Origin of the sequence: Kocuria rosea, assembly GCF_023715525.1 — a bacterium.
In the GTDB taxonomy this organism is placed as follows: domain Bacteria; phylum Actinomycetota; class Actinomycetes; order Actinomycetales; family Micrococcaceae; genus Kocuria; species Kocuria rosea_A.
In genome coordinates, this window is sequence record NZ_JAMBOG010000004.1 from 154,548 (window position 1) to 175,940 (window position 21,393).

General features: G+C 73.9%; 18 protein-coding genes, 2 pseudogenes and 1 riboswitch. All 20 genes and pseudogenes read right to left on the minus strand.

Annotation, left to right across the window (positions count from 1 at the left end):
* Positions 1–242 precede the first annotated feature (242 nt).
* Entirely contained in the window at positions 243–1,706 is a 1,464-nt protein-coding gene (locus M3185_RS04295; protein WP_251332437.1) for a glutamate synthase subunit beta, read from the minus strand.
* Complete coding sequence (gltB, locus tag M3185_RS04300; RefSeq protein ID WP_251332438.1) at positions 1,699–6,369, minus strand: glutamate synthase large subunit; 4,671 nt, start codon at positions 6,367–6,369, stop codon at positions 1,699–1,701. The genes M3185_RS04295 and gltB overlap by 8 nt, the downstream gene beginning before the upstream one ends.
* Before the next feature lie 302 nt (positions 6,370–6,671).
* Positions 6,672–7,547 (minus strand): prolipoprotein diacylglyceryl transferase, encoded by an 876-nt coding sequence (gene lgt, locus M3185_RS04305; protein WP_251332439.1) that lies wholly within the window; start codon positions 7,545–7,547, stop codon positions 6,672–6,674.
* A gap of 66 nt (positions 7,548–7,613) precedes the next feature.
* Complete coding sequence (gene trpA / locus M3185_RS04310; RefSeq protein ID WP_374238463.1) at positions 7,614–8,420, minus strand: tryptophan synthase subunit alpha; 807 nt, start codon at positions 8,418–8,420, stop codon at positions 7,614–7,616.
* Positions 8,421–8,479: 59 nt separating this feature from the next.
* Positions 8,480–9,739 (minus strand): annotated as a pseudogene (trpB, locus tag M3185_RS17320) (tryptophan synthase subunit beta); the annotation flags it as partial.
* 102 nt (positions 9,740–9,841) lie between these two features.
* Positions 9,842–10,678: pseudogene (gene trpC, locus M3185_RS17325) on the minus strand (indole-3-glycerol phosphate synthase TrpC); the annotation flags it as partial.
* A 92-nt stretch (positions 10,679–10,770) separates the two neighbouring features.
* The gene (locus tag M3185_RS04325; RefSeq protein ID WP_251332440.1) at positions 10,771–11,028 is read right to left on the minus strand and encodes an HGxxPAAW family protein; all 258 of its coding nucleotides are present in this window, start codon (positions 11,026–11,028) and stop codon (positions 10,771–10,773) included.
* A gap of 140 nt (positions 11,029–11,168) precedes the next feature.
* Positions 11,169–11,771: a Trp biosynthesis-associated membrane protein gene (locus M3185_RS04330; protein ID WP_251332441.1), complete on the minus strand. Its 603-nt coding sequence runs from the start codon at positions 11,769–11,771 to the stop codon at positions 11,169–11,171.
* On the minus strand, positions 11,764–13,365 hold the full coding sequence (locus tag M3185_RS04335; RefSeq protein WP_251332442.1) for an anthranilate synthase component I: 1,602 nt from the start codon (positions 13,363–13,365) through the stop codon (positions 11,764–11,766). Before M3185_RS04335 ends, M3185_RS04330 begins: the two co-directional genes overlap by 8 nt.
* Before the next feature lie 69 nt (positions 13,366–13,434).
* On the minus strand, positions 13,435–13,809 hold the full coding sequence (gene hisI / locus M3185_RS04340; RefSeq protein ID WP_251332443.1) for a phosphoribosyl-AMP cyclohydrolase: 375 nt from the start codon (positions 13,807–13,809) through the stop codon (positions 13,435–13,437).
* A 75-nt stretch (positions 13,810–13,884) separates the two neighbouring features.
* On the minus strand, positions 13,885–14,844 hold the full coding sequence (locus M3185_RS04345) for a helix-turn-helix transcriptional regulator (RefSeq protein ID WP_251332444.1): 960 nt from the start codon (positions 14,842–14,844) through the stop codon (positions 13,885–13,887).
* A gap of 75 nt (positions 14,845–14,919) precedes the next feature.
* Entirely contained in the window at positions 14,920–15,102 is a 183-nt protein-coding gene (locus M3185_RS04350) for a hypothetical protein (protein WP_251332445.1), read from the minus strand.
* 201 nt (positions 15,103–15,303) lie between these two features.
* The gene (hisF, locus tag M3185_RS04355) at positions 15,304–16,068 is read right to left on the minus strand and encodes an imidazole glycerol phosphate synthase subunit HisF (RefSeq protein WP_251332446.1); all 765 of its coding nucleotides are present in this window, start codon (positions 16,066–16,068) and stop codon (positions 15,304–15,306) included.
* A 39-nt stretch (positions 16,069–16,107) separates the two neighbouring features.
* Complete coding sequence (gene hisG, locus M3185_RS04360; RefSeq protein ID WP_251332447.1) at positions 16,108–16,953, minus strand: ATP phosphoribosyltransferase; 846 nt, start codon at positions 16,951–16,953, stop codon at positions 16,108–16,110.
* 80 nt (positions 16,954–17,033) lie between these two features.
* On the minus strand, positions 17,034–17,297 hold the full coding sequence (locus M3185_RS04365) for a phosphoribosyl-ATP diphosphatase (RefSeq protein ID WP_251332448.1): 264 nt from the start codon (positions 17,295–17,297) through the stop codon (positions 17,034–17,036).
* Positions 17,298–17,369: 72 nt separating this feature from the next.
* Positions 17,370–17,849, minus strand: a complete 480-nt coding sequence (gene ribH / locus M3185_RS04370; RefSeq protein WP_251332449.1) for a 6,7-dimethyl-8-ribityllumazine synthase — start codon at positions 17,847–17,849, stop codon at positions 17,370–17,372.
* Entirely contained in the window at positions 17,846–18,586 is a 741-nt protein-coding gene (locus tag M3185_RS04375; RefSeq protein ID WP_251332450.1) for a GTP cyclohydrolase II, read from the minus strand. Before M3185_RS04375 ends, ribH begins: the two co-directional genes overlap by 4 nt.
* The gene (ribB, locus tag M3185_RS04380) at positions 18,583–19,248 is read right to left on the minus strand and encodes a 3,4-dihydroxy-2-butanone-4-phosphate synthase (protein WP_251332451.1); all 666 of its coding nucleotides are present in this window, start codon (positions 19,246–19,248) and stop codon (positions 18,583–18,585) included. The genes M3185_RS04375 and ribB overlap by 4 nt, the downstream gene beginning before the upstream one ends.
* Entirely contained in the window at positions 19,248–19,949 is a 702-nt protein-coding gene (locus M3185_RS04385; protein ID WP_251332452.1) for a riboflavin synthase, read from the minus strand. Before M3185_RS04385 ends, ribB begins: the two co-directional genes overlap by 1 nt.
* A 96-nt stretch (positions 19,950–20,045) precedes the next feature.
* Positions 20,046–21,104: a bifunctional diaminohydroxyphosphoribosylaminopyrimidine deaminase/5-amino-6-(5-phosphoribosylamino)uracil reductase RibD gene (ribD, locus tag M3185_RS04390; RefSeq protein ID WP_251332453.1), complete on the minus strand. Its 1,059-nt coding sequence runs from the start codon at positions 21,102–21,104 to the stop codon at positions 20,046–20,048.
* 106 nt (positions 21,105–21,210) lie between these two features.
* Positions 21,211–21,374: riboswitch (FMN riboswitch) on the minus strand.
* Between the last annotated feature and the right edge of the window lie 19 nt (positions 21,375–21,393).

Genomic DNA, 21,393 nt, shown 5'->3' on the forward strand with positions numbered 1-21,393 from the left:
TGTGCCGCCTTGGGTAGTCGGGTGTCCCGCGGGAGGACGTGCACCAGAAAGCGGCCGGGACGCCGCGCGGGGCGCGGCGGGGCTCCCGGCCGCTCTGCCTGGACGTCCGCCCCGGGGGCGGGGAGGTCGTCCTCAGCCTATCAATGCCCCCGGGGCTGTCGAGGACCGTAGCCGCCCGGGGGACGACGACGGCGCGGGCCGCACCCGGACAGGTGCGGCCCGCGCCGTCGTGCGGGCAGGTGCTACACGCTGAGGTCGATGGCCCGGTCGGTGGGGGCCACGGGCTCCGGCAGGCGGGTGGAGCCCAGCAGGAACCGCTCGACGGCGGCCGCGCAGGCCCGGCCCTCGGCGATCGCCCACACGACCAGGGACTGGCCCCGGCCGGCGTCGCCGCACGAGAACACGCCGTCCACGTTGGTCATGTACTGGTCGTCGCGGGCCACGTTGGTCCGCCCGTCCAGCTCGGCGCCGATCTGCCCGACGATCTCCTCGGACTCGTTGCCGGTGAAGCCCAGCGCCAGGAACACGAGGTCCGCGGGGATCACCCGCTCGGTGCCCTCCCGGGGGGCGCGGCGGCCGTCGGGCAGGTACGCGGTCTCGGCGACCTTCAGGCCGGTGAGCTTCCCGTTCTCGCCCACGAACTCCACGGTGGAGGCCATGTAGGTGCGGTCGCCGCCCTCCTCGTGGGAGGTGGAGACCTCGAAGACCCGCGGCATCATCGGCCAGGGGTCGGCGTCGGAGCGGTCCGCCGGCGGCTTGCGGCCGATGGCGAGGGACGTGACCGAGGCCGCGCCCTGCCGGTTGGCGGTGCCGATGCAGTCGGAGCCGGTGTCGCCGCCGCCCAGGACGATGACGTTCTTGCCCTTCGCGTCGATCTGGCCCTCGACCTCGTCGCCGGCCACCACGCGGTTGGCCTGCACGAGGTAGTCCATCGCGAAGTGCACGCCCTCGAGGTCGCGGCCCGGGATGTCCAGGTCGCGCGGGCGGGTGGCGCCGGTGGCGACGACCACGGCGTCGTAGCGGCGCTTGAGCTGGTCCCAGGTGATGTCCTTGCCGATCTCGACCCCCGGGCGGAAGCGGGTGCCCTCGGCGCGCATGACGTCGAGGCGCCGGTCGAGGACCTCCTTCTCCATCTTGAAGTCCGGGATGCCGTAGCGCAGCAGCCCGCCGATGCGGTCGTCGCGCTCGTAGACGGCCACGGTGAACCCCGCCTGCGTCAGCTGCTGGGCCACCGCGAGGCCGGCGGGGCCGGAGCCCACGACCGCCACGGTCTTGCCCACGAGCCGCTGCGGGACGAAGGGCTTGACGATCCCCTCGTCGAACTCCATCTCCCCGATCGAGTACTCGATCTGCTTGATGGTCACCGCGGGCTGGTTGATCCCGAGCACGCACGAGGACTCGCACGGGGCCGGGCAGACCCGCCCGGTGAACTCCGGGAAGTTGTTGGTGGCGTGCATGCGCTCGACCGCCTCGGCGTCGATGCCCCGCCACACGAGGTCGTTCCACTCGGGGATCAGGTTGCCCAGCGGGCAGCCCTGGTGGCAGAAGGGGACGCCGCAGTCCATGCACCGGCCGGCCTGCTGCTGCAGGACGCCGCGGTCCTGCGCCTCCTGGACCTCCTTCCAGTCCATGATCCGGACCGGCACGGGCCGCTTGGGGCGGTCGACGCGCTCGGTCACCTTCAGAAAACCGCGCGGATCAGCCACGGGTCGTCACCTCCAGGATCTTGTGCCAGGTCTCGTCGCCGTCGGGGTCCTGCCCCGTGGTGCGGGCCTCCTCGCGGATGCCCTGCACCGCGGCGTACTCGCGCGGGAGGACCTTGGTGAACCGCGAGAGGGTGGCCACGGGGTCGGCCAGCAGGCGGTCGGCGAGCTCGGAGCCGGTCTCTTCGGCGTGCTTCTTGATGAGCGCGAGGACGGTCTCGGCGTCCGCCTCGTCGAGCGGGAGCAGCTGCAGCTCGCCGCTGTCCCGGGCCTGCTTGTTGACCGAGGTCTCGGCCAGGTCGATGACGTAGGCCACGCCGCCGGACATGCCGGCGCCGAAGTTGCGCCCCGTGCGGCCGAGCACGAGGGCCAGGCCGCCGGTCATGTACTCGCAGCCGTGGTCGCCGATGCCCTCGACCACCGCGGTGGCCCCGGAGTTGCGGACCAGGAAGCGCTCGCCCACGGTGCCGCGCAGGAAGATCTCCCCGCTCGTGGCGCCGTAGCCGATGACGTTGCCGGCGATGACGTTCTCGGACGCCTCGAACACCGCGTCCCGCTCGGGGCGCACGATGATCCGCCCGCCGGACAGGCCCTTGCCGGTGTAGTCGTTGGCGTCGCCCTCCAGGCGCAGGGTGATGCCCTGCGGGAGGAACGCGCCGAGCGACTGGCCGGCCTGACCGGTGAGCGTGACGTCGATCGTGTCGTGGGCCAGGACGTCCGTGCTGAACGTCTTCGTCACCACGTGGCCGAGCATCGTGCCGACGGCGCGGTCGGTGTTGATGATCCGCTGCTGGATCCGCACCGGCTCCCGCTTCTCCAGGGCGGCCCGGGACAGGCGGATGAGCTCGTTGTCGAAGTGCTTCTCGAGCTCGTGGTCCTGCCCGCGCATGCTCCGCACGGCCGCGCCGGCGTGCTCGAGGGCCGTCGAGTGCAGGATCGGCGTCAGGTCCAGCCCGTGGGCCTTCCAGTGGTCGATCGCGGCCCGGGTCTCCAGGACCTCGGCGTGCCCGACGGCCTCCTCGATCGAGCGGAACCCGAGCTGGGCCAGGTACTCCCGGACCTCCTCGGCGATGAACTCGAAGAAGTTGATCACGTGCTCGGCCTTGCCGGTGAAGCGCTTGCGCAGCTCCGGGTTCTGGGTGGCCACGCCCACGGGGCAGGTGTCGAGGTGGCACTTGCGCATCATGATGCAGCCCTCGACGATCAGCGGCGCCGTGGCGAAGCCGAACTCCTCCGCCCCCAGCAGGGCGGCGATCACGACGTCGCGGCCGGTCTTGAGCTGGCCGTCCGCCTGCACGACCACGCGGTCCCGCAGCCCGTTGAGCATCAGCGTCTGCTGGGTCTCGGCGAGGCCGAGCTCCCACGGGCCGCCGGCGTGCTTGAGGGAGTTCAGCGGGGCCGCGCCGGTGCCGCCGTCGTGGCCGGAGACGAGCACGACGTCGGCCTTGGCCTTGGTCACGCCCGAGGCCACGGTGCCGATGCCGATCTCGGAGACCAGCTTCACGTGGATGCGGGCCTGCGGGTTGGAGCGCTTGAGGTCGTAGATCAGCTGCGCCAGGTCCTCGATCGAGTAGATGTCGTGGTGCGGCGGCGGCGAGATGAGGGACACGCCCGGGGTGGAGTGCCGGGTGCGGGCCACCCACGGGTACATCTTCTGGGCCATCAGCTGGCCGCCCTCACCGGGCTTGGCGCCCTGGGCCATCTTGATCTGGATGTCGTCGGCGTTGGTGAGGTACAGGCTGGTCACGCCGAAGCGCCCGGAGGCGACCTGCTTGATCGCCGAGCGGCGCTCGGGGTCGAGCAGGCGCTCGACGTCCTCGCCGCCCTCGCCCGTGTTGGACTTCGCGCCCAGCCGGTTCATGGCGATCGCCAGCGTCTCGTGCGCCTCCTGGGAGATGGAGCCGTAGCTCATGGCCCCGGTCTGGAAGCGCTTGACGATCGAGCTGACGGGCTCGACCTCCTCCAGCGGCACGGGCTTGCGGTCGGAGGCGAAGCCCAGCAGCCCGCGCAGGGTCATCAGGCTCTTCGTCTGGTCGTCGACAAGCTTGGTGTACGACTTGAAGATGTCGTAGCGGCCCGTGCGCGTGGCGTGCTGCAGGCGGAAGACCGTCTGCGGGTTGAACAGGTGCGGGGCACCGTCCCGGCGCCAGTCGTACTCGCCGCCGGTCTCGAGCTCCCGGAACGGCTCGGTGACGCCGTCCGCGGGGTAGGCGCGGCGGTGGCGGGAGGCGGTCTCCTCGGCGATGACGTCGAGGCCGATGCCGCCGATCTGGGTGTGGGTGCCCGTGAAGTAGTCGTCGACGAGCTCCTTGGACAGCCCGATGGCCTCGAAGACCTGGGCGCCGCAGTAGGACGAGACCGTGGAGATGCCCATCTTGGACATGATCTTCTGCACGCCCTTGCCGAGCGCCTTGAGCAGGTGGTGGACCGCCTGCTCAGGGGTGACGCCGGTGACGTCGCCGCAGCGCACGAGCTCCTCGGCGGACTCCATGGCCAGGTACGGGTTGACCGCGGAGGCGCCGTAGCCGATGAGCAGGGCCACGTGGTGGACCTCGCGCACGTCGCCGGCCTCGACGACCAGGGCGACCTTGGTGCGGGTCGCCGAGCGCAGCAGGTGGTGGTGCACCGCGGAGGTCAGCAGCAGCGAGGGGATGGGGGCCCACGCGCCGTTGGAGTCGCGGTCGGAGACGATGATGTACTCCACGCCGCGGGCCACGGCCGCGGAGACCTTCTCGCAGATCTCGGCGATCCGCGCGCGCAGGGAGTCCGCGCCGCCGTCGGGGCGGTACAGGCCGCGGACCCTGAGGGCCGCGGGCATCCCGTCCTCGCCCTCGATGTGCAGGAACTGGTCCAGCTGGTCGTTGTCGATGACCGGGAAGTCCAGGGCGATCTGGCGGGTGCGCACCCGCTCGGTGGTCAGCAGGTTCCCGGACGGGCCGATGGACCCGCGCAGGCTGGTGACGAGCTCCTCGCGGATCGCGTCCAGCGGCGGGTTGGTGACCTGGGCGAAGGACTGCACGAAGTAGTCGAACAGCGACCGCTGCCGCTCGGCGAGCACGGCGATGGGGGTGTCGGTGCCCATCGCGTAGATCGGCTCCGCGCCCTTGGACGCCATGGGGCCGATGATCATCTTCAGCTCCTCCTGCGTGTACCCGAAGGTCTTCTGGCGCAGGGTGACGGAGGAGCGGGGGTGGACCATGTGCTCGCGCTCGGGCAGGTCCTTGATGTCGACGATGTTGGCGTCGGCCCACTCCTCCCACGGGGCGGCGGAGGCGATCTCGGCCTTGATCTCCGCGTCCTCCACGATCCGCCCGCGGGCGGTGTCGACGAGGAACATGGTGCCCGGGGACACGCGGCCCTTGCGGATCACCTTGCGGTCCCCGATGTCGACGACGCCGACCTCGGAGGCGAAGACGACCAGGCCGTCGTCGGTGACCCAGAAGCGGCCGGGGCGCAGCCCGTTGCGGTCCAGCAACGACCCGACCTGCACGCCGTCGGTGAAGGCCACGGCGGCGGGTCCGTCCCACGGCTCCATGAAGGAGGCGTGGTAGCGGTAGAACGCCTTGCGGGCGGGGTCCATGGTCTCGTGGTTCTCCCAGGCCTCCGGGATCATCATCATCATGGCCTGGGTGACGGGCCGGCCCGCGAGCACGAGCAGCTCGGCGACCTCGTCCAGGGACTGCGAGTCGGAGGCTCCCTCCGAGCAGATCGGGAACAGCTCCTCGGGGCTACGGCCCAGCAGCGGGGACTTCAGCTGGGACTGGCGGGCGCGCATCCAGTTGCGGTTGCCCTTGACCGTGTTGATCTCGCCGTTGTGCGCGAGCGTGCGCATGGGCTGGGCCAGGGGCCAGGAGGGGAAGGTGTTGGTCGAGAAGCGCGAGTGCACGATGGCGAGCTCGGTGCTGAAGCGCTCGTCGGAGAGGTCCGGGTAGAACGGCTCGAGCTGCTGCGTGGTGAGCATGCCCTTGTAGACGATCGTGCGGGAGGACAGCGACGGGAAGTAGACGCCCAGCTTGTTCTGGGCGCGCTTGCGCAGCCGGAACGCCTTCTGGTCCAGGCGGCGGCGGGCGGCCTCGTCCTCGGGCTGCGGCGCGGTCTCGGCCACGAACAGCTGCACGAAGTAGGGCATCACCGCGCGCGCCGACGCGCCGACCACGGACTCGGCCACCGGCACGGGCCGCCAGCCCAGGACCTGCAGCTCCTCGGAGCCGGCGAGCTCCTCGAGGGCGGCCTGGAGCTGGTCGGCGTTCGTCCCGCCGGTGGGCAGGAACGCGGTGCCCGCGGCGTAGGCGCCCAGCGGCGGCAGCTCGAAGTCCACGACGGCGCGGAAGAACTCGTCGGGCAACTGGGTCAGCAGCCCGGCCCCGTCGCCGGTGCCCTCGTCGCCGCCCACGGCGCCGCGGTGCTCGAGGTTGCGCAGGGCGGTGAGCGCGGCGTCGACGATCCCGTGCTCCGGGGCGCCGTTGAGGGTCGCGACCACGGCCAGGCCGCAGGCGTCCTTCTCCTCGTCCGGGTGGTAGAGGCCCTGTTCCTGCGGCGCGTTCGAGAACTGCTCGAAGGGGGACGTCGCCTGCTCCTCGGCGGTCTCGGCGGGAGCAGCCGGACGGGGGTCCGTGCCGTCCTGGACGGAAGGGTCACCGGGAGTGCCGGCGGGGGTAGAGGTCATGACAGACGTCTCCTCACCATGAGATGCGGTCAACAGGAGCGGCCCCTGCGGCAGAGCCCCGATCGGGAGGTGCCGCCGGATCGTGAGCTGCCGTCGGCGCCCTCGAACGGTGGTCGATGAGGTGCCGAACGGCGGAAGGGCCCCGTTCCAAGAATGTCCGACGATGGACGGTCGTGGCGTGCGCGGGAGCGGGGGACGTGGTTCGCCCGTCGCCCGGTCGTGCGCCAGAGAAATCTAGCACCCCCATGTTACAAGTCTGAAAACTCTGGCGCCCCCGCGGCCCTCCGCCGCGGCCGGCGGCGTCAGGCCCGGCCGGCCTCCACGGGGTCGCGGCGCGCCCGGCGCCGGCGCAGCGTCGCCGCGGCGAACAGCACCAGGCCGAGCAGGACGAGCCCGAGGGCGGTCCACACGTGCACGCGCAGCCCGAGGACCACGAGGGAGGGGTCGATGCGCAGGAACAGCTCGATGAGCATCCGGCCCACGCCGTAGTGGACGAGGTAGAGGGCGAACAGCCGCCCCCCGTCCAGCCGGAACCTGCGGTCAAGGGCCAGCAGCAGCACCACGCCGGCCAGGTTCCACAGCGACTCGTAGAGGAACGTGGGGTGGAAGAGCGTGTCGGCGGGCAGCCCGGCCGGGAAGTTGGCGTTCGCGGGGTCGATCTCGAGGCCCCACGGCAGGGTGGTGGGGCGGCCGAAGAGCTCCTGGTTGAACCAGTTGCCCCAGCGCCCGACGGCCTGGGCCAGGAGCAGCCCCGGGGCCAGGGCGTCGGCGAAGACGGACAGCGGGATCCCGTGCCGGCGGCACACCCACCACGCCGCCAGCGCCCCGAAGGCCACGGCGCCCATGATGCCGAGCCCGCCCTCCCAGATCCGCAGGACGTCCAGGGGGTCGGCGCCGGGGCCGAAGTACCCGGCCGGATCCGTGATCAGCACGTGGTAGGCGCGGGCCCCCACGATCCCCGCGGGCACGGCCCACATGGCGATGTCCCAGACGATCTCGGGGTCGTGGCCGCGGGCCGCCCATCGGCGGGTGGTCAGCCACAGGGCCGCGGCGATGCCCGCGAGGATGCACAGCGCGTAGGCGTGGACCGTCAGCGGCCCCACGGAGAAGCCCGACCAGTCCGGGGACGGGAGGCCCCGGTGGACGGGCACGGACAGCAGGGCGGGGGGCAGCAGCATGGATCGGTCGCCTCGCGGGATCAGTGGGCTCGGGCGGGCGCCGCGCGGCGCCCGCCCGTCACCGTATCAGGCGCGCCCGGACAGCTCGCGGGCCAGCGCCCCCACGGCCTCGGGTCCGCCGTCGGCCAGGGCCTTGACCAGGGCGGTGCCCACGATCACGCCGTCGGCGTAGGCCCCGATCTCCTCGACGTGCTCGCGGCGGGAGACGCCCAGGCCCACGCACACGTTCTCGGCGCCGGCCGCGCGGGTGTCGGCCACGAGCTGCTCGGCGACGTCGGAGACCGCGTCCCGGGCACCGGTCACGCCCATCACGGAGACCGCGTAGACGAAGCCGCTGGCGGCCTTCACCACGAGGTCCAGCCGCTCGCGCGACGAGGACGGGGCGACCAGGAAGATCCGGTCCAGCCCGTGCCGCTGCGAGGCCTCGAACCACTCGGCGGCCTCGTCCGGGATGAGGTCCGGGGTGATGATCCCGGCTCCCCCGGCCGCGGCGAGGCGCTCGGCGAACGTGTCGACGCCCATCTGCAGGACGGGGTTCCAGTAGGTCATCACGACGGGCACGGCGTCGGTGCGCTCGGCCACCGCCCGGACCACCCGGAACACGTCGGCCACCCGGAAGCCGTGGGCGAGGGCCGTCGTCGTCGCGTGCTGGATCACGGGGCCGTCCATGACGGGGTCCGAGTACGGGATGCCGATCTCGATGACGTCCGCGCCGTTGGTGCCCAGGGCCACGGCCGCCTCGATGGACTCCTCCACGGTGGGGAAACCGGCGGGCAGGTAGCCGACGAGGGCCGGCCGGCCCTGCGCGCGGCACTCGGCGATGCGCGCGGCGAGCCGGGAGCTGGCCTCGGCGCGCAGCCCCGGCGGCAGGATCCGGGCGGCGAGGTCGGCGCCGGCCGGCCCGGACGGGGTCGTGTCGTTGCGGGTGGTGGTCACAGCTGTTCGCCCTTCTCGCCGAGCTCCTCCTCGGAGCTGCCGTCCGGGAGCATCCCGAACCATTCCGCGGCCGTGGCCACGTCCTTGTCGCCGCGCCCGGAGAGCGAGACGACGACGATCTTCTCCGCGGCGGCCGGCGCGCCGAGCTCCTCCACCCAGCGCCGGCCGATCTTCAGGGCCCCGGCCAGCGCGTGGGAGGACTCGATGGCGGGGATGATGCCCTCGGTGCGGCTCAGGAGCTTGAACGCGTCCATCGCCTCGGTGTCGGTGATCGCCTCGTAGCGCACCCGCCCGATGTCGTGCAGGTAGGAGTGCTCGGGGCCCACGGCCGGGTAGTCCAGGCCCGCGGAGATCGAGTGGGACTCCACGGTCTGCCCGTCCTCGTCCTGCATGAGGTAGGTCTTCGCGCCGTGCAGCACGCCGGGCCTGCCCAGGGAGATCGTCGCGGCGTGCCGGCCGGTCCCCACGCCGTCGCCCCCGGCCTCGAAGCCGTAGAGCTCCACGGCCGGGTCGTCCAGGAAGCCGTGGAAGATGCCGATCGCGTTGGACCCGCCGCCCACGCACGCGGCCACGGCGTCGGGCAGCCGCCCGGCGACGTCGAGGGACTGCTCGCGGGCCTCCTCGCCGATCTGCTCGTGGAAGTAGCGCACCATCGCGGGGAAGGGCGCGGCGCCGGCCGCCGTGCCGAGCAGGTAGTGGGTGGTGTCCACGGAGGCCACCCAGTCGCGCAGGGCCTCGTTGATGGCGTCCTTGAGGGTGCGGGAGCCGTTCGTCACGGGCACCACCGTGGCCCCGAGCAGCTCCATGCGCGCCACGTTGAGGGCCTGGCGGCGGGTGTCCTCCTCCCCCATGTAGACCACGCACTCCATCCCGAACAGGGCGGCGGCCGTGGCGGTGGCCACGCCGTGCTGGCCCGCGCCGGTCTCGGCGATCAGGCGGGTCTTGCCCATCCGCCGGGCGAGCAGGGCCTGGCCCAGGACGTTGTTGATCTTGTGGGAGCCGGTGTGGTTGAGGTCCTCGCGCTTGAGCAGCACCCGGCACCCGGCCTGCGCGCCGAAGCGCTCGGCCTCGGTGAGCAGGGACGGGCGCCCGGAGTAGTCGCGGGAGAGCCGCTGGAACTCGGCGGTGAACGCGGGGTCGGCCTTGGCCTTCTCGAAGGTGTCCGTGAGCTCGTCGAGGACGGCGATCAGGGACTCGGGCATCCAGCGCCCGCCGAAGTCGCCGAAGTAGGGCCCGGGCGCGTGGCGCAGGGAGGCGGCCCGCGCGGCGACGGCCTCGGCCTCCTCCGCGGGGGCGTGGCGGCGGGCGCGGGCGGCGGCGCCGGCCGCGCGGAAGCCCGCGATGGTCGCGGCGGGGTCCGCGCTGCGCACGAGGGCCTCGCCCACGAGCACGGCCCGGGCCCCGTGGGAGGCGTAGAGCGCGACCTGCTCCTCCCCCTCCACGCCGGACTCGGCGACGACCACGGCGTCCTGGGGCAGCCGGCCGGCGAGCCGGCCGAAGGTGTCGACGTCCACGTCGAGGGTCTTGAGGTTGCGCACGTTGACGCCCACGATGCGGGCGCCGGCGGCCACGGCGCGCTCGACCTCCTCGGGGGTGTGGGTCTCCACGAGGGCGTGCATGCCCAGCTCGTGGGTCAGCTCGAGGAAGCGGCGCAGCTGCTCGTCGGACAGGGCCGCCACGATGAGCAGCACGAGGTCGGCGCCGTGGGCGCGGGCCTCCCAGATCTGGTACTCGTCGACCGTGAAGTCCTTGCGCAGCACGGGCACGCCCACGGCCGCGCGCACGGCGTCGAGGTCCGCGAGGGAGCCGTTGAAGCGCCGCTGCTCCGTGAGCACCGAGATGACGGACGCGCCGCCGTGCTCGTATGCGGCCGCGAGCCGGGCGGGGTCCGCGATCTCGGCCAGCGCCCCCTTCGAGGGGCTGGAGCGCTTGACCTCGGCGATCACCTGGACGGCGTCGGCGCGGGGTCCCCGCAGCGCGGCCTCGGCGTCGAGGGCGGGCGGGCGCTGGGCGGCCAGCCGGCGGAGCTCGTCGAGGCCGACCTGTTCCCGGCGGGCGGCCATGTCCGCGCGGACGCCCTCGATGATGGCGTCCAGGACGGTCCCGGTGCTCTGTTGCGACATGCTTTCCTGTCCTCTCGGCGGCGAGGGCCGCCCTGCTGAGTGCTGCGGGAGGCTCGGGCCGGGCCCGGTCATCCGGGCGCGACGACCGGCCCCGGACGGGACCGGTCATCGGCGCCGCGCCCCGGGGCCGGCTCGCACCGGCCCCGGGCCCGGTCGTCGCGGGCCTAGTGGTGGCGGGCCTCGTGCTTGCGCTGCTCGGAGCCGGCGCCGTGGCCCATCGAGCGCAGCACCGCCCCGGCGACGAGGCCGACGACGACGAGGACGATGCCGATGATCAGCACGGGGGTGCTGCCCATGGTGAAGCCCACGACGCCGACGATGACGCCCACCGACATGATCCCGACGGTCGCCCAGGCGGCGAGCGTGTTGCCGTGCCCCACGAAGCCCGTGTGGTCGAGGACGATCTCGTTTCCGTTTGCCATGTTCTTGCACTCCCGACTTCCCGGCCGAGGCCCGGCCGGCCTCGATCCCGCGGTCCCGGTCCGGGCCCGGCGGTTGCTGACACTCTGTCCCGCCCCATTGTGCCACCCCTGGGCGCGCCCCGCGCACGCGGCACGGGGTCTCAGGCGGTGGGGTCCCGGCCCTCGGTGAGGGCGTCCCACGAGTCGATCTCGTCGCCGGTGCGGGCGCCGCCCGCGGCGGCCTCGGCGGCGGGGCGCTCGTAGCGCCGCGCCGCCGTCCAGGTGCGGCCCGCCACGAGCGCCCAGAGCCCGCACAGGGCCACGAGGCCCGCCGCGGCCGCGGCCAGCCACGGCCAGGCGGTCAGGGCGTAGTCGCCGCCGGCGTTGACCATGCCCGTGGTCTCCCCCACCACGGTCTGCGCGGCACCGGACGGGTCGGCCAGCACAGACGCGGCCGCGGCGAGCGCCCCCAGGCCCGCGAGGGCCACCACGACGGCCACGACCGGGCGCAGCGCGCGCCCGGAGATCGCGGTCGCCAGGGCGCCGGCGGCGGCGACGAGGCCCAGGGCCGTGACGGCCGGGGCGGCGTCGGAGCCCGCGACGTCGACGGTGATCGGCTCCAGCGTGGTCCGCACGGTCGCGGAGACCCACGTGGCGGCGGAGCACGCGAAGACCGCGAGCGCCGCGACGAGCGTGCCGAGCACGACCGGGGCCTTGCGGCTCAGGCGGGCGCGGGCCGGGGCCCGGTCCCGGGCATCAGCCACGCTCGGCCACCGCGTGCGTGTCCGTGGCGATCCGGTCGACGTCGAGCTCGTGCAGGCGCTCGGCGAGCAGCACCGCCCGCAGCGGGGCCGTGGCCTTGTTCAGGGACTCGAGCGCCTCCGTCTCCGGGTCCGAGTCCGCGACGATGCCGCCGCCGGCCTGGACGTAGGCCTTGCCGTCGACGAGCAGGGCCGTGCGGATGGCGATGGCCATGTCCATGTCCCCGGCGAAGTCCAGATAGCCGACCACGCCGCCGTAGACGGCGCGGCGCAGCGGCTCGTACTCGTCCAGCAGGCGCAGCGCCCGCGGCTTGGGCGCCCCGGAGAGGGTGCCGGCGGGGAACGTCGCGGCCAGGACGTCGTAGGCGGTGGCGTCGGGGCGCATCCGCCCGACGACGTTGGAGCACAGGTGCATGATGTGGCTGAAGCGCTCGACCTCCATGAACTCCGTGACCTCCACGGACCCGGGGACGGCGACCTTGGAGATGTCGTTGCGGGCGAGGTCCACGAGCATGAGGTGCTCGGAGCGCTCCTTCTCGTCCTGCAGCAGGTCCCGCTCCAGGGCGAGGTCCTCCTCGACCGTCCGCCCGCGGGGGCGCGAGCCGGCGATGGGGTGCGTGACGGCCTGGTCCCCCGAGACCGTGACGAGCGCCTCCGGGGAGGAGCCCACGACGGAGAAGGGCCGGCCCTCGGCGTCCTCGAAGCTGTAGAGGTACATGTAGGGGCTGGGGTTGATCGCCCGGAGCATCCGGTAGACGTCGAGGGAGTCGGCGGTGCACTCCGTCTCGAAGCGCCGAGAGACGACGACCTGGAAGATCTCCCCGTCCACGATCGCCTTCTTGCCCTCCACGATGGAGTTCATGAACAGCGTGCGGTCCCAGCTCTGGGAGACCTTGGCCTCGAGGTCCCCGCCGATCTCGTCGGTGCCGGTGAGCGTCGAGACGCTGACCTGCCCGAGAGGGCGGGCGAGCTTCTCCACCATGGCGTGCACCCGGGCGAGGGCGTCGGCGTAGGCCTCGTCGACGCGCTGGTCGGTGTCGTCGAAGTTGATGGCGTTGGCCACGAGCATGACGGTGCCGTCGGTGTTGTCGTGGATCGCGATGTCCGAGACGAGATTCATGGCCAGCTCGGGCAGGTGCAGGTCGTCCTCGGGCGGGTGGGGGAGCTTCTCCCAGCGGCGCACGGCCTCCCAGCCCACGAAGCCCACGAGGCCGGAGGTCAGCGGGGGCACGTCCTCGAAGCGCTCGGTGTGCAGCAGCGCCATCGTGTCCCGCAGGGCCTCGACCGGGCTGCCGCCCGTGGGGACCCCGGCCGGGACCTGGCCCAGCCAGTGCGCCTGCCCGTCCTTGGCGGTGAGGGTCGCCCGGGAGTTCGCGCCGACGAAGGAGTAGCGGGACCACACGCCGCCCTCGGCGGCCGACTCCAGGAGGAAGGTGCCGGGGCGGGCGGCCCCGTCCTCGAGGGCGAGGGCGCGGTAGAGGCCGATGGGGGTCATGGCGTCGGCGAGGATCTTGACGCGGACGGGGATGACGCGGCGCTCCGCGGCGAGCGCGCGGAACTCCTCGAGCGTGGGGCTGACGGTGCCCAGGTCCTGCATGGGTGTCGACCTGTCTTCCTGGTGACGGTGGAACGGGAGGATCGGGTGGGTGGGGCGCGGTGCGACCGGTCAGACGGCGGCGGCGGCGCCGAGGTCGCGGCCGTCGAAGCAGGTGCGCGTGCCGGTGTGGCAGGCCGCGCCGGTCTGGTCCACCTGCACCAGCAGGGCGTCGCCGTCGCAGTCCAGGTGCACGCTGTGCACGCGCTGCACGTGCCCGGAGGTGTCGCCCTTGCGCCAGTACTCCTGCCGGGAGCGGGACCAGAACGTCACGCGGCCCTCGGTGAGGGTCCGGCGCAGCGCCTCGTCGTCCATCCAGCCGAGCATGAGCACCTCCTTGGTGTCGTGCTGCTGCACCACGGCGGCCACCAGGCCGGAGGGGTCGCGCTTCAGGCGCGCCGCCACGGCGGGGTCGAGGACATCGGTTCCGGGGGTCTGCTCGCTCATCGCCCTCCATCCTAACGACCTGCCGCCCCGCGGCCGGTCCGGCGACCGCGGGGCCTGCTCGCCGGCGTCCGGGGCTCACCCGTGCAGGGTCGTCCCCGGTGACTGCCCGAACCGCCGGCGGTAGGCCGCGGCGAAGCGTCCCGTGTGGGGGAAGCCCCAGCGGGCGGCGATCCCCGCGACGGTCGCCCCGGCGGCGGGGTCGGCCTCCCGCAGGTCGCGGTGGGCGGCCTCCAGCCGGGCGTCGCGGAGATAGGCGATCGGGGTGGTGCCCAGCTCGCGGCGGAACGCCACCTGCAGCCCGCGCGGGCTCATCCCGGCGGCGCGGGCGATCCCGGCGAGGCCGATGTCCTCGTCGAGGTGCTCGTCGACGAAGGCCGTCGCCCGGCGGAGCCGTGCGGGCGCGACCCGGGCGGAGCCGGGCGGCGGGGACTGGGTGAGGAAGGTGTTCGGGAAGCAGTGCAGCAGCGCGGTGGCGAGGGACCGGAACGCCGTGCCCCGGACCAGGGGGTGCTCCATCGCCTCGGTGTTGGGCAGCACGTCCTGGTGGAGGTGGCGGACCTCGGCGAGCCAGTAGCGGGTCAGGGCCGGGGACGGCGGCGTCCACCCCGTGAACGCGAGCTGCAGCGACTCCTGCCCGAGCAGGCCCCGGGCGTGCTCCTGCACGGCCTCGGCGTCCAGCACCACGGAGCCCAGCTCGAGCATGCCTTCCCACCGGCCCCCGTAGACGCCCTGCGGGAGGAGGAACGGCAGGCGCGTGGTGATCCGGTCCTGGCCGGAGTCCACGGTGAGCCGCCCGGTGAGGACGTGGGTGACGGTGAACGTGCCGGAGACGTCGCCGGTGCCGGAGGACGCGGTCGTGCCCAGCCGGAAGCGGTGGGCCAGCAGCGGCCCCGCCGAGGCCGCGGAGACGCTGAACTCGAACGAGCCGTCCGTCGGCGCGCGCAGCCCCAGTCCCCGGTAGAGCTGGGCCATGGCGGCGATGCCCTTCTCGGGGTCCCGGGTCGAGTACGACGACCGGTGGAACGCGGTGCTCATCCGCCGGGGCCGCGAACGGCCCGCCGGCGCCCACGAGCGCCGGCGACCGCTCTCGTCATGGTGTCCGGTCCGGGCCTAGCGCCGGTTGAGGAACTTGCGCAGCATGCCGCCGACCCCGGCGCCGCCCGAGCGGCGGGTGCCGGCCTGGCCCGCGGCGTTCACCCCGCGCGTCGTCCGGCGCCCGCCGGCGGCCCCGGTGGCGCGGGTCCCGCCCGTCAGTCGTCCGGTGGCGTTCCTGAGGATGTTGTTCAAACCCACGGTGGACTCCTTCGTCGTCAGCGCCCTGGGGGCGGACCGCCGCCAGGGTGCTGACGACTGTACGCCGTCCGCGTGTCCACGGCTACGCCCGGCGCCGGGTCGCCGCCGTGGGCCGTCACGAAGGCCCGGCCGCCGTGCACGGGCCGGGCCCGCACCGCCGCCGGGGCGCGGGCACCGTCGCGCTCCCGGGGTGCGAGCGGCTCAGCGGACCTCGTAGCCGGCCGCGCGCAGGGCGTCCTTGACCTCGGCGATCGCGTGCACCGGCCCGAAGTGGAAGATCGAGGCGGCCAGCACGGCGTCGGCGCCCGCGGCCACGGCAGGCGGGAAGTGCTCGGGCGCCCCGGCCCCGCCGGAGGCGATCAGGGGCACGTGCACCCGCTGCCGCACGGCGGAGATCATCTCGAGGTCGAAGCCCTCCCGGGTGCCGTCGGCGTCCATGGAGTTGAGCAGGATCTCCCCCACGCCGCGTTCCTCGGCCTCGCGGGCCCACTCCAGGGCGTCGAGGCCGGTGAGCGTGCGCCCCCCGTGGGTGGTGACCTCGAAGCCGGAGGGGGTGTTCCCGGTGCGGCGGGCGTCGAGGGACAGGACGAGCACCTGGCTGCCGAAGTGCCCGGTGATCTCGTCGATGACCTCCGGGCGGGAGACCGCGGCGGTGTTGATGGAGGTCTTGTCCGCGCCGCAGCGCAGCAGCCGGTCGACGTCGGCGACCGCGCGGACGCCGCCGCCCACCGTGAGCGGGATGAAGACCTGCTCGGCGGTGCGGGTGACGACGTCGAAGGTGGTCTCCCGCGCGGCCGAGGACGCGGTGACGTCGAGGAACGTCAGCTCGTCGGCGCCCGCCTCGTTGTAGCGCTTGGCGAGCTCCACGGGGTCGCCGGCGTCGCGCAGGTTCTCGAAGTTGACGCCCTTGACGACGCGACCGGCGTCGACGTCCAGGCAGGGGATGACACGTACGGCAACGCCCACGGGCGGGACCTCCTCGGCTGCGGCGGGTGGGGGACGGGGTCAGATCCGGGCGGCCTGGATCGGGGAGACCAGGATCGCGCGGGCACCGATCTCGTAGAGGGCGTCCATGACCTTGTTGGTCTCCGCCTTCGGGACCATGGCGCGCACGGCACAGCCGTTGCCGCGGCCCAGCCGGGCGATGGTCGGGCCCTCCATGCCGGGGGTGATCCGGGTGGCGGCGTCGACGAGGTCCTCGGCGACGTCGTAGTCCATCAGCACGTACTGCCGGGCCACGAGCACGCCCTGCAGGCGCCGGCGCAGCACGGCCAGGCCCTCGGGCTCCTCGGCGGTGCGGCGGCGGATGAGCAGCGCCTCGGAGGTCATGATGGGCTCGCCGAAGACCTGCAGGCCCGCGGCGCGCAGGGTGTTGCCGGTCTCCACGACGTCGGCGATCGCGTCGGCCACGCCCAGCCGGATGGAGGACTCGACGGCGCCGTCGAGGCGGACCACGGACGCGCCGACGCCGCGCTCGGCGAGGTAGTCGCGCAGCAGCCCGTCGTAGCTCGTCGCGATCCGCTTGCCCTCGAGCTGGGCGATCGAGCTGAACTCGCCCGCGGGGCCCGCGAAGCGGAACGTGGAGCGGGCGAAGCTCAGCGGCAGGTCCTCGTCCGCGTGGGCGCCGGAGTCCAGGAGCAGGTCGCGTCCGGTGATGCCGACGTCGAGGGTCCCGCCGCCCACGTACACCGCGATGTCGCGGGGGCGCAGGTAGAAGAACTCGATGTGGTGCTCGGGGTCCACGAGGACCAGTTCGCGCGAGTCGCGGCGCTGCCGGTACCCGGCCTCCTTGAGCATGGTGACGGCGGCTTCGGACAGGGCGCCCTTGTTGGGCACTGCGACACGCAGCATGGGGATCCTTCTCGGCTTCGAGGGGAGGCGCTCCGGCAGGAGCGTCCCGGTGGGAGCGGGGTGCGGAGGCGGCGGGGCGCTCAGAGGTGGGTGTAGACGTCCTCGAGGCGCAGGCCCTTGGCGACCATCATGACCTGCAGGTGGTAGAGCAGCTGCGAGATCTCCTCGGCGGCCTGCTCCGGGGTCTCGTACTCGCACGCCATCCAGACCTCGGCGGCCTCCTCGACGATCTTCTTGCCGATCCCGTGGACCCCGGTGTCGAGCTCCCGCACGGTGCCGGAGCCTTCCGGTCGGGTCACGGCTTTGTCGCTGATCTCGGCGAAGAGGGTCTCGAAGGTTTTCACGCCTCCCAGGGTAATGGGTCGGCGCGGCCGCCCCGGACGGCGCCGCGCGCGGGCGCCGTCCGGGGCGGCCGGTCAGACCTGCAGGGCGCGCAGCAGCAGCGCGGTCTGCACAGCGGCGGCCGCGGCCTCGTAGCCCTTGTCCTCGTGGGAGCCCTCCAGGCCCGCCCGGTCGAGGCCCTGCTGCTCGGTGTCACAGGTCAGCACACCGAAGCCCACCGGCACGCCGGTGCGCACGGCGACGTCCGTGAGGCCCTGGGTGGCGGCGGAGCACACGTAGTCGAAGTGCGGGGTCCCGCCGCGGATCACGACGCCGAGCGCCACCACGGCGTCGACGGTCGGGGCGAGCCGCGCCGCGGTCACGGGCAGCTCGAAGCTGCCGGGCACCCGCACGACCGTCGGGTCCGCCACCCCGGCGTCGGCGAGCGCGCGGCGGGTGCCGTCGAGCAGCCCGTCCATGATCACCGTGTGCCAGCTCGAGGCGACGACGGCGATGCGCAGGCCGGCCGCGTCGGCGGTGCTGAGGTCGATGTCGGGGGCTCCGTGTCCGCTCATGGGGTGCTCTCTCCTGTGCTCTCGAGGGGCGTGGTCTGGTGGAACGTGGTGTCGTGGAACGCTGTCTCGTCGTTGAAGCTGTCGCTGTCGGTGATCCCGCCGGCGGCGTCGTCCACGTGGCGCAGCCGGTGGCGCATCCGGTCGCGCTTGGTGGCGAGGTAGTCGTGGTTCTCGGGACGGGCCGGGACCTCGTTGGGGACCATCTCGGTCACCTCGATGCCCAGGTCCGCAAGGTGCTCCGCCTTGGCGGGGTTGTTGGACAGCAGCCGGATCCGGGTGAGCCCGAGCCGGTGCAGGATCGCCGCGGCCGCGGTGTAGTCCCGGGCGTCGGCGGGCAGGCCGAGCAGCTCGTTGGCCTCGACGGTGTCCGCTCCCCCGTCCTGGAGCTTGTACGCGCGCAGCTTGTTGACGAGGCCGATGCCGCGGCCCTCGTGGTTGCGCAGGTACAGCAGGGTCCCGCCGTCGGCGGCGATCCGGCGCAGCGCCAGGTGCAGCTGGGGTCCGCAGTCGCAGCGGAAGGAGCCGAAGACGTCGCCCGTGAGGCACTCGGAGTGCAGCCGCACGAGGGGCGGCGGGCCCGCCGGGGAGCCGGCGGGGGGCGGCGCGGTGAGGCTCAGGTGCTCCGCGACGACCTCGCCCGGCCCGCCCGGCAGCTGCCAGCCCACCACCTCGAACCGGCCCTCGGGCGTGGGCACCACGACGGGCTCGGTGCCGATCAGGGCGGCGGAGGGGGTCATGGGCGCGGCTCCCGCAGGTGCACCACCAGGTCCTCGATGCTCACCAGGGGCATCCCGTGGCGGTCGGCGAACGCGCGCAGCGCCGGCAGGCGCATCATCGACCCGTCGTCGTGGACGAGCTCGGCGATGACGCCCACGGGCTCGAGGCCTGCGAGGGAACACAGCTCGACGGCCGCCTCGGTGTGCCCGCGCCGGGCGGCGACCCCGCCCTCGGCGGCGCGCAGCGGCAGCACGTGCCCGGGCCGGGTGATGTCCCCGGGCCCGGCCTGCGGGTCGGCGAGCACCCGGGCCGTGAGCGCGCGGTCCGCGGCGCTGATGCCCGTGCTCACGCCCTCCCGGGCGTCGCACGTGACGGTGTAGGCGGTGCCCTTGGCGTCCTCGTTGACGGCGACCATCGGCGGCAGCCGCATCGCGTCCGCCCGCTCGCCGGTCAGGGGCACGCACACGACCCCGGAGGTGTGCCGGACGGTGAAGCCCATGAGCTCCGGGGTGGCGTGCCGGGCGGCGAAGACGATGTCGCCCTCGTTCTCGCGGTCCGCGTCGTCGACGACGACGACCGCGGCGCCGCGCGCCACCGCCGCGACGGCCGCCGCGACCGGGTCGAGGCGGATCTGCTCCGCCCCGGCCGCGCCGGCGTCCTCGTGGGTGCTGCTGGTGCGCATCATGCTCCTTCTGCTGCCGTGGACGCGGCCGTGGACGCGGCCGTCGATGCTGCGGGGGACGCCGCCGCGCCGGCGTCGAGCCGGGCGAAGGCCAGCAGGCGCTGGGCGTACTTGGCCAGGACGTCGACCTCGAGGTTGACGCTCGAGCCCACCGGGCGGCGCCCGAGGGTGGTCTCGGCGAGGGTCGCGGGGATCAGCCCGACCTCGAACCAGGGCTGCTCCGCGCCCGGCGCGCTGACGGCGGTCACGGTGAGGGACACCCCGTCGACGGCCACGGAGCCCTTCTCGGCGAGGAATGGGGCAAGCTCGGCGGGCAGGGCCACCCGCACGCGCTCCCACTCGCCGAGATCCTCGCGCTCGGCCACCGTGCCGGTGCCGTCCACGTGGCCCTGGACCACGTGGCCGTCCAGCCGGCCGCCGGCGGGCACGCACCGCTCTAGGTTGACGGGGTCGCCCGCGGCCAGGGCCCCGAGGTTCGTCCGGGCGAGCGTCTCGCCGATGACGTCGGCGAGGAACTGCCCGGCGCCGATCTCCCCGGTGCGCGTGGCGGTGAGGCAGACCCCGTTCACGGCCAGGGAGCCGCCGTGCGGCAGGTCGGCGACGAGCGGGCCGGCGTCGACGAGCAGGCGGGCGCTCGTGCCGTCGGGCCGGGTCTCGACCGAGCGGACGGTGCCCTGCCCGGCGACGATTCCTGTGAACATCGGCTTCTTCCTCTGCTTCCTCTGCGTCTTCGGGGTCTTCTGCTGCTGGTGCTTCTGCTGCTGGTGCCTCGGCTGCGCCGTGAACCGCGGGACAGCTCAGGCCGCGGGGGCCGGCCGCAGGTGGATCCACAGGTCCGGGCCCAGCTGCTGCACGGGCCCGCCGCCGGCGGGGTCGAGCCGCCAGCGGACGGCGTCGGCGAGGGTGCCGACGCCGAGCTCCTCGAACGCCGGCCGGCCCGCGCCCAGCAGCAGCGGGGCCTGATAGAGGCTGAGCTCGTCGACGAGGCCCGCCCGCAGGAAGGCCGCCCCGACGGTGGCCCCGCCCTCGACGAGCACGTGGCGCACCCCGGCGTCGTAGAGCTCGGCCAGGGCGGAGTGGGGGTCGTGGGTGGCCACGTGCCGGAAGCGGCCGTCGGCCCCGCGCATCGCGGCGCGTGCCGGGACGGGGCGCAGGCCCATGGCCACGCGCAGGGGCTGGCGGGCGACGGCGCCGCCGTCCCCGGTGCGGGCGGTGAGCCGGGGGTCGTCGGCGAGGACGGTGCCGGTGCCCACGAGCACCGCGTCCGCGCGGGCGCGGACGTCGTGGCCGTGCTCGCGCGCCGACGGCGACGTGATCCACTGGCTGGTCCCGTCGGCGGCCGCGATCCGGGCGTCGAGGGACTGGGCGACCTTGAGCGTCACGAACGGGCGCTGGGCGCGCATGGTCTCGCCCCAGCGGTCGTTGAGCCGCTCCGCCTCCTCAGCGAGCAGCCCGGAGCGCACGTCGAGCCCGGCGGCGCGCATCGTGGCGGCCCCGCCGGAGGCGGCGGCCGTGCGGTCGGGGGCGCCGAAGACCACCCGGGGCACCCCGGCCTCGGCGATGGCCTCGGCGCACGGTCCGGTCCGGCCCCAGTGGTTGCAGGGCTCCAGGGTCACGTACATCGTGGTGCCGCGCAGGTCGGTGCCGGCGGACGCGGCCCGGTCGAGCACGTCGACCTCGGCGTGGGGGGTGCCGGCCCCGCGGTGGTGGCCGACGTGCAGGATCCGCCCGGAGGCGTCGACGAGGACGGCGCCCACCAGGGGGTTGGCCCCGCGGGGGCCGCGGGCGGCCGCGTGCAGGGCGGTCCGCATGACCGACCGCTCGGCGTCGCGGCCGGGCTCGCGCTGCGGGTCCATCGCGCCGTCCTTTCCCGGGTCGGAACCGGGGCGCAGGACAACGGTGACGCCGCCGGGACCCGGCGGCGCGGTGGCGCGTCCGTGCGGGCGCGCCACGAGGGCCGTTGAACGTGTTGCCTTCCATCCAGACTGTGACTGTCGGTACCGGAGTTCCACCGGTTCGGCCGGACGCCGAGCCCCGGCGGGCGCGGGGCGCCTGCAGGAACGTCGTCGTCCGGTTCGCGGACTGTGACCGCCGGTTCGGACTTGCACCGACCCCGGAACACGTTGTTGTTGTCCCGATTATGAC